The sequence below is a fragment of the Mesorhizobium sp. M7A.F.Ca.CA.001.10.2.1 genome, assembly GCF_003998575.1.
GTDB lineage: Bacteria > Pseudomonadota > Alphaproteobacteria > Rhizobiales > Rhizobiaceae > Mesorhizobium.
Map to the genome: position 1 here is coordinate 1 of NZ_RZQY01000227.1, position 8,383 is coordinate 8,383.

At 63.6% G+C, this 8,383-nt stretch carries 8 protein-coding genes; 4 read left to right on the forward strand and 4 right to left on the reverse strand.

Annotated elements, in window-relative coordinates:
* From EN964_RS16255 to EN964_RS16265, 3 genes are all read right to left on the reverse strand, one after another.
* Nucleotides 1-1,161 (reverse strand): phosphatase PAP2/dual specificity phosphatase family protein (locus EN964_RS16255; protein ID WP_164775837.1); only part of this gene is annotated, 1,161 nt, incomplete at its 3' end.
* Nucleotides 1,162-1,166: 5 nt separating this feature from the next.
* A complete protein-coding gene (locus tag EN964_RS16260) occupies nt 1,167-2,951 on the reverse strand; it encodes a bifunctional alpha/beta hydrolase/class I SAM-dependent methyltransferase (protein ID WP_164748934.1) in 1,785 nt (594 codons plus the stop codon).
* 39 nt (nt 2,952-2,990) lie between these two features.
* Nucleotides 2,991-3,599, reverse strand: coding sequence for a CDP-alcohol phosphatidyltransferase family protein (locus EN964_RS16265; protein WP_127267050.1), 609 nt, complete (start codon nt 3,597-3,599; stop codon nt 2,991-2,993).
* Between the two features lie 194 nt (nt 3,600-3,793).
* Here EN964_RS16265 and EN964_RS16270 point away from each other — a divergent pair, with 194 nt between their 5' ends.
* The 3 genes from EN964_RS16270 (at nt 3,794) to EN964_RS16280 (ending at nt 7,290) form a co-directional block, all read left to right on the forward strand.
* The gene (locus EN964_RS16270) at nt 3,794-4,273 is read left to right on the forward strand and encodes a MarR family winged helix-turn-helix transcriptional regulator (protein ID WP_127267049.1); all 480 of its coding nucleotides are present in this window, start codon (nt 3,794-3,796) and stop codon (nt 4,271-4,273) included.
* Nucleotides 4,270-5,451 (forward strand): HlyD family secretion protein, encoded by a 1,182-nt coding sequence (locus tag EN964_RS16275; protein ID WP_127271614.1) that lies wholly within the window; start codon nt 4,270-4,272, stop codon nt 5,449-5,451. The genes EN964_RS16270 and EN964_RS16275 overlap by 4 nt, the downstream gene beginning before the upstream one ends.
* Nucleotides 5,452-5,757: 306 nt before the next feature.
* Nucleotides 5,758-7,290, forward strand: a complete 1,533-nt coding sequence (locus EN964_RS16280) for a DHA2 family efflux MFS transporter permease subunit (RefSeq protein WP_127269394.1) — start codon at nt 5,758-5,760, stop codon at nt 7,288-7,290.
* Nucleotides 7,291-7,292: 2 nt separating this feature from the next.
* Here EN964_RS16280 and EN964_RS16285 read toward each other — a convergent pair whose 3' ends face one another.
* The gene (locus EN964_RS16285; RefSeq protein WP_373565061.1) at nt 7,293-7,751 is read right to left on the reverse strand and encodes a CAP domain-containing protein; all 459 of its coding nucleotides are present in this window, start codon (nt 7,749-7,751) and stop codon (nt 7,293-7,295) included.
* A 221-nt stretch (nt 7,752-7,972) separates the two neighbouring features.
* Here EN964_RS16285 and EN964_RS16290 point away from each other — a divergent pair.
* On the forward strand, nt 7,973-8,383 hold a 411-nt coding region (locus EN964_RS16290; protein ID WP_164775838.1), incomplete at its 3' end, for a GNAT family N-acetyltransferase.

The window sequence follows — 8,383 nt, forward strand, 5'->3', positions numbered from 1 at the left end:
GGTGCCGTCGCGGCGCGCACTCTCCAGCGCGCCGGCTGCCTGTTGCCGTATCGCCACTGGCGGCGGCAACAGGTCGACCATCGGAAAGCTGATCCAGCGGCAATCGGCTGCCGCAGGCCTCTTAAGTTCGGCGGCGAGATCGATGACCGTGCCGAAGCTGCTGGCCTCGCGTGCCGTGGGAAAGCGCCCGAGAAAGACGCCGTCGGCAATCGCCACCTGGGGAGCAAGTTTGCGCGTCCAGGCCCATATGTTGGCCCTGGCGCCGAGACGGTAAGGCAAGAGCAGGACACGGCTTGCGAGCGTGATGCTGCCATCGGCGGATTTCTGGAACACTTTTTCGCCTGCTCCTGCATAGGCGAAGGCGACGATGGCCAGCGCCAGCGCCGGCCAAAGCAGGAAGAGCGCGACGGCGCAGAACAAGGCGCCGAGCGCTGCACCGGCCAGCGCGAGGACCGCGCCCAGAGCGTAGAACCGCGCCAGCCGCCGCGCTTTCACATCGCTGGTCAGCCGGAAGCCTGAAAACGGCAACGCGCCGCTGCGCGGAAACAGCCACAGCGCAAAGAACCCGAGCAGCGCGCCGGTCGGAATGTCGATGAAGTGATGCTGCCAGGTCGTCAGCACCGAGGCACCGATCAGGAAGCTCCAGCCATGCCAGAGCGGCAGGAGCAACCCGCGGAGCCGGTGGCGCCAATGATCCCAGATGATCACCAAAAGGGCGATGTGCAGCGAGGGTGCCTGGTTGAACGGCTTGTCGAAACCGCCGAGCACGGCAAACAGGAAGCCCGGCAGGCCGGTCGTCGCCGGTCGCACGAATGTCGCGGTCAGCGGGAACAGGATGAAGCAGATAACGGCGACGACCTGCGCGGTGAGATAGCGCCCGGCCAGGCGGTCGACGCCTTGCTTGTCGTTGTTGAGCAGCAGCGACAGGCCATAGAACAGATTGATCGACCAATAGGGCACGATGGTCCAGGCGACGAACGGAATGCTGTGTTCCCACGAGAACACGATGCTGCCGACCTCGTCGCGCCGCGAGGCCAGCCAGTTGGCGAAGCCGTAGCTGAGATAGAAGAACGGCGCCAGGAAGGCCAGCCACAGCGCCGCCCTGACGATCACCCGTCCATAAGGCTCGGTGCGCGCGGTGGGGGCAGGCGATGAGACCATGCTGTTCAGCGGCGCCGCGCGACCGAGACGGTGAAGATGCCCCATTGGTCGATGCGCTGGTCGAGTTTTTCGAAACCGGCGGCTTCGACGAGCTGGTCCATCTCACCCTGCGTGCGCCGCCGCATCACCCAGGCCTCGCCGCCGCGATGCGAAGTCAGGCTGCGGGCGATCATCTCGAGCTGCGGATGCCAGGGCTGGTTGGTGTAGAGCAACAGGCTTCCCGGCTGCATGGCGCTGGCCAATCCACCGAGCGAGCGGGCTATCATCGCATTGTCGGAGAACAACTCGTAAAGGCCGGAAACGATGGCAAGATCCGGAGCCGGATCGATCGATGCGAGCATGTCGGCATCGAAGGCGTCGGCGCGCTGGAATGAGACATCAGCCGGCAATTGCCGCTCGGCGATCAGCTTGCGGCCAAGCTCGACGTTGAGGTCGGAATAATCCTGCAGGCGAACGCTCGCCGGCTGATCGGGGCTCTTCACGATGGCATCGAGAACATAGCGGCCATGGCCGGCCGCGATGTCGAGAATGTGCACCGGCCGGCCAGCGGCCTTGAGCGTCGCCAGGCAAGAGCCGATGAGCTCTTCGAGATGCAGCTTGCGCTGGCGGATGCCGCGCCAGCCAATGGCCTCCAGGAAAATGCGGTCGACGACGCGGCCAAGAGGCGTAAGCCCGCGCGCATTGTTCTCGTAGACGTAGTCGAGCGTCGAGCCGGAATCGAAGCCGGTGGTCACGCCGGCCTTCATACCTTGCGAGACCCAGGCGCCCATGCGGATGGAGGCACGGCTGAATGCCCAATAGAGGCCCTTTGGCGACATCAGAGCGAGCGGCGAGGCAAGCCTATCGGCCTCGTCGCGTGTGTAGCCGGCGATGTCCGCCTGCTTCAGGTCGACCGGCGCATCGGCTGCCTCGAACTGCCTGGCCAGGAATGGCCGGATCAGGTCGAGGGCCTGCGCCCTGTCGCGCTCGCCCAGCGTGTCGTGGAAGAAACCAGGCAGCACATGGCGTTCCTTGGTGCGGCTGCCGAGATTGACGAAGAACTCATGCTGCGGGCCGTGGCGCACGACCCAGTCGCTGCCCGAAAGCAGAAGCTGCGTCGGCACGGTGATGGCGCGGGCGTCACTGACGATGCGTGCGGCATGCTGGTAGAGTTCGACCAGTATGTTGGAGGCGATCGGCCGCGTGATCAGCGGATCGCTCTCGAAAGAGGCGATGCGCACGGGATCATGGGTCAGGAATTTCGCCTTGACGTAGGAATTGACGAAGAAGCGGCCCTTGATCTTCTGCCAGAGTGCGATGCCCTCCTTGGCGAAGGGCACGTAGAGTTTTACCGAGAAGGCCGGTGAGGCCAGCACCATGGCGCGCAGCTTCGGCGCATAGTCATGCACCCAGGCGGCAGCCAGCACGGCGCCGAAGGATTGTGCGATCAGCGCGATATCCCGAGTGGCAAAGCCATCCCTGGCAGCGGTCTCGCGCATGAAGCAGTCGATGTCGCGCACCAGCGCCGAGAAGGAGGGCGCATAGCCGCGCTCGCCGGACGAGCGGCCATTGCCGCGGGCATCCCAGGCATAGAAGGCGTGGTCCGGCATCTGCAATTCATCGACGAGATGGGCCATGCGGCCGCCATGCTCGTGGCCGCGATGGAAGAGCACCACTGCGCCCTTGGCATCGGCGGAGGCCGCCGGCCAGAATCGGTAGAAGATCTCCGTCCCGTCATGGCTGCGGAAAACCCGCTCCTGTGCTTGCCGCGCAAGGCTTTCCGTGGCCGCGGCGGCGATCGGTTCGTGCATCATGGTCTTCCCCTCTGGCGGCATGGCGAGCCTCGATGCTCAGCTGGCGCTGCCAATAATGCCGGCGCGTATCCGGTTTATGGCGGTCAGCAGCGAAAGCGTTGCCATGGCCGGAAACACAAACGGCGTTATCGATGCCGGCCACAGCCCGGCGGCACACAGCGTGGCGACGACGCCGAGCGCCAGCGCCCTGTCGCTCTTGCCGAACGGCCCGGCATAATTACGCCCGACCTTGGCAGCGATGCCGAGCACGCCGGCGAACTCGGTCAGCACGGCCGATATCGCGAAGGCGACGACGCCCCATGCGCCAAATTCGGGAAAGACGGCAAAAGGGAGAATCAGCGCGAGGTCCGAAACGACGTCGCACAACTCGTTCAGATACATGCCAAGCGTCGAGGCTTGGCCATGCTCGCGCGCCAGCATGCCGTCCACGGCATTCAACGCCATGCGCACGAACATCACCGCGGGGATAAGCAACAGCAGCCAGCGCCATTCGTGCCAGATCGCAATGGCCGCGCCGGCGGCTATCGACATCGCGGCCGCCAGGATGGTTATGCTGTTTGCCGTGACCCCGATTGCCGCCAGCCGGTTGACCAGCGGCCGCAGTCGACCCTGGAAGGCCGGCTTGAGAGCGTAAAGCGTCGGCATGCGTTGATCCCCCGATCCTGTTCAGCGGCTGTACATCAATATGCCAGACGCGACCAGTGTAGAGGCGGCGCGGCCATCATGCGTTCGCAAATCGCTAACCATGATTGGTCCGGCAAAGCTGCCATGCACATTTGCCGGCTTCTCGTGCAACGCGGCGTCTTGAATAGTAAGCACGCTTATTATATATCTCGCTCATGGTTTCCGATGGCATCGACAGATTGGGCTTCTTGATCCACGACGTGCAGCGCTTGATGCGCAAGCGCTTCGAGGCGAGGGCCAGTGGCTTGGGGCTTTCTTCGGCGCAATGGCGGCTTCTGGTCCGCGTTGCCAAGGAAGACGGTGTCGCGCAGGCGCGGCTGGCCGAACTTCTCGAAATCGAGCCGATCAGCGTTTCGCGCCTGGTCGACCGCATGGAAGAGGGAGGCTGGATCGAGCGTCGGTCCGACGCCGCCGATCGTCGCGTCCGCATGATCTTCCTGACGCCCAAGGCAAGCGATGCCTACGCCGTGATCAAGAGCATTGCCGGAGAAGTCTATGAGGAATCGCTGGTCGGCGTGAAGCCGGAAGCCCGTCGCGTCCTCATCGAAGGGCTTGAGGCGATGGTCCGCAACCTGACCGACGACGAGACGCCGTCCATTGAAAAAGTGAAGAATATAGAGGGCGCAGCAGCATGAACGCGGTAGCCAAGATAGACGAGAAAGTGACCGAACTGGACATGGAAGCGCCGGCGCAGCCGGCCGCGGCCCCGCCGGCGGTTGCTCCCCCGGTGCAGCCGGCCCCAGTGCCCGTGAAGAAAAAGCGCCGGCTGGGCCGCTTCCTGCTGATGGTCGCGCTGCCTGCGGCATTGGCTGTCGGCGGCGGCTATGTCTGGGTCACCGGCGGCCGCTATCAGGAGACCGAGAACGCCAATCTGCAGCAGGCCAAGGTGTCGATCGCTTCCGACACGGCCGGCCGCATCGTTAAGGTCGACATCTTCGATAACCAGCTGGTCAAGCAGGGTGACGAGCTGTTTGCCATCGACCCCGAGCCCTACCGGATCGCGCTGGCGCAGGCCGACGCCGCGGTTGCGGGCGCGCGTCTCAATGTCGAGCAGTTGCGCGCGGCCTATGGCCAGTCGATGGCTCAGCAGAAGTCCGATGCCAGCCAGGTCGCCTTCGCCCAGTCGCAGTTCGACCGCGCCGCCGATCTCGCCCAGAAGGGCATCAACGCCAAATCGTCGCTCGACGAAGCCAAGAACGATCTCGACAAGGCCAAGCAGCAGCTGGCGGTTGCCGAGCAAGGCATCATCAGCGCCAAGGCAGGCCTTGGCGGCAATCCCGACATCGAGACCGACAAGCACCCGACCGTGATGGCCGCGCTCGCCGCGCGCGACAAGGCGGCCTACGACCTGGCCCAGACAACGGTCAAGGCGCCGGCGGACGGCATCGTCAGCCAGGCCTCGTCGTTCAAGGTCGGTCAGTATGTCGGTTCCGGCACGCCGCTGTTTTCGCTGGTCGAGACCGGTGACACCTGGATCGATGCCAATTTCAAGGAAACGCAGCTCACCCACATGAAGCCCGGCCAGAAGGCCGAGATCGTGGTCGACACCTATCCAGGGCGCACCTTCGAGGCGACGGTCAAGGCGATCGGCGCCGGCACGGGAGCCGAGTTCTCGCTGCTGCCGGCCCAAAATGCCACCGGCAACTGGGTCAAGGTCACACAGCGTATCCCGGTTCGTCTCGAACTGATCGATGCGGACGCCAAGATGGCGTTGCGCACCGGCATGAGCGCCACCGTTACCGTCGACACCGGCGTGGCGCGTGGCCTGCCCTCGATCTTTGGTCACGCCACGGCTGGCGAGGCCGCGCAGTAACGTCAACAGATTGCCGCAGGACCAGCGGCGGAGGTGAATAGCAGGATTGGTCTGATGGGAGGAGCTGGAAGGATCAGCGTTTTGGCGCTGCCGCGTCGCGGCCTGGCCGAAATCTGAAATCTCCGACGCGGACCCGTCGGTCCTCATGTTTCCGGGCGGCAGGCATCCGCTCATCAGAGACTTTCAGTCGATGTAACCCCCACATCGACGATCGCGTCCCACCGCGACGAGGGTCTCTCAACGGAAGGCGTTGCCGCCCGGAAACCCCTTGTACACGTTTTTGTTACCTGCTGGAAGTTCCACGCCATGAGCACGCCCGAACCTTTCAAAGAAGTGCCGCATCGCGGCCTGATCACGGTCGCGCTCATGCTGGCGACGGTCATGCAGGCGCTCGACACGACGATCGCCAACGTGGCGCTGCCGACCATGACCGGCGACCTCGGCGCCTCGCCTGACAACATCAACTGGGTGCTGACCTCCTACATCGTTGCCGCCGCCATCATGACGCCGGTCACCGGCTGGCTGGCCGACCGCTTCGGCCGCAAGGAACTGTTCCTGACGGCGGTGGTCGGTTTCACCATATTCTCGATGCTGTGCGGCATCGCCTGGAGCCTGGAGAGCATAGTGTTCTTCCGGCTGATGCAAGGCGTGTTCGGAGCGGCGATCGTGCCTCTGTCGCAAACCTTCCTGCTCGACATCAATCCCAGGGAACGCCATGGCCAGGCGATGGCCATTTGGGGCGCCGGCATCATGCTGGGGCCGATTCTGGGCCCGACGCTGGGTGGCTGGCTGACCGAGAATTTCAACTGGCGCTGGGTGTTCTTCATCAACCTGCCGGTCGGCATCGTCGCCTTTCTCGGCATGGCCGCCTACTTGCCGGCCGTTGCCCGGCGGGTGCGCGGCTTCGATTTCTTCGGCTTCGCCATGATATCGCTCGGCGTCGGCGCGCTTCAGCTGCTGCTCGACCGCGGCGGCGAGGTCGACTGGTTTTCCTCGGTCGAGATCTGGATCGAACTTGGTCTTTCGCTCACCGGCTTCTGGGTGTTCATCATTCACACCATGACTGCGGAACACCCTTTCATCGATCCCAAGATCTTCCTTGACCGCAATTTCGTGACCGGGCTGGCGTTCATCTTCGTCATGGGTGTGCTCATCCTGGCGAGCATGTCGCTGCTGCCGCCAATGCTGTCGACCATCTTCGGCTATCCGACCGTCACCATCGGCGTCGTCATAGGGCCTCGCGGTGTCGGCACCATGATTTCGATGCTGGTCGTCGGCCGGCTGATGAGCAAGATCGACGCCCGGATCCTGGTCGTTATCGGTTTCCTCCTGACCGCGCAGTCGCTCTACACCATGTCCAGCTTCACGCCGCAGATGGACAACTGGCTGATCATCAGCTCCGGCGTCATCCAGGGGCTGGGCATGGGAATGGTGTTCGTGCCGCTGTCGACCGTCGCCTTCGCCACGCTTGACGTGCGCTTCCGCACCGATGCCACGGCCCTGTTCAGCCTGGTGCGCAATCTTGGCTCGTCCATCGGCGTGTCGGTCGTGACGGTTCTGATGGTGCGCAACACGCAGGTCAACCACGCCGAGCTTTCGGCCTTCATCAACCCGTTCAACCCAAATCTTTGGGCGGTCTCTCCGGCAGCCGCGAGCGGCGATCCGACGGCGCTTTCGCAGGTCGATCGCATGGTCAATCTCCAGGCGATGATGATTTCCTACGTCAATGACTTCAAAATACTCATGGTCATGACGCTGCTTGCCATCCCGTTTGTTTTCCTGCTGCGCAAGCCCAAGCAGGCGCCTGCCGGCGGCGCGCCGGCAGCGCATATGGATTAGCTCTATTTCCCGAGCACCAGGCTCCAGTAACGGAGCTTGCTGTCGCTGCCATCGCGCACATAGGCAAGGCCGAAGCGGGTGAAGCGCGGGTCGAGCATGTTGCGGCGATGGCCTGGTGAATGCACCCAGATGTCGAACAGTTTCTCGAGGTCGAAACGACCCTCGGCGATGTTCTCCGCCGCGGCACCGGAAATTCGACTGTCCCTGACGCGCGAGGCGAAATCCTTGCCCCAGCCGGTGGTGTGGCTCATGCGGCGGCGCTGCGCCATGTAGCCAGCCTGCTGCAGGGCGGCCTGTTCGAGCTGCCGGTCGGGGACCAGCGGCGCAAGCCCGGCCGAGACGCGGATGCTGGCCAGCGTGCTCGTGGCGGAGGAGGAGACCCCGGCGCCTTCGCCTGACGGCAGTGAAACGGTGCTGCAGGCGGCGAGGCCCGCCAAGGCTGCGAGGCCGGTCAGCACCATGCGCCTGCTCGGCATCGGGCGCGGTTCGATGGAATGGGAATGATCAATGGCCATTCCTGTCTGAATAGTCGCGATCATGGCTTTTGACGGGCAAGCGGTGAAAATTGCGCGAGAACCCATACGTTTGGTTTTTCGCAAAAAAATGCATCGCGTAATGTTGAAGTGTTGAAGCGCCCCCTTTCGGGCAATAGTCCAGGTGTCCCGAGTGAGGTGAGAATCCGATGCCAAAAACTGCCCGCACCTTCCCGACGCTCTCTACAGCCCGTCTGCTGCTGCGCGCTCCGGCCCTCGAAGATGCCGATGCCTTCCGGAATATCCTGTCGATCCCCGAGGTCACCCGGTTCTCGAACTGGCGGGATGCGCCGTCCAAGGCGGTGGCGGATCGGGCAATGAGATGGATGTGCAAGGTCTTTCCTACTGGCAAAGGCTGCGCCTGGATCATCGAGGATCGCGCTTCGAAGACCATGGCCGGTGCGATTCGCTACAATTGGTTCGTCCCTAAATCGAAGTGCGGCGAGATCGGCTACGAGTTGCATCCGGACTTCTGGGGCAGAGGTCTGATGACCGAAGCGGCTGCTGCCGTCGCTCTTTGCGGCCATCGGTTTTTCCTGCTCAATCGCATCGAGGCGTGG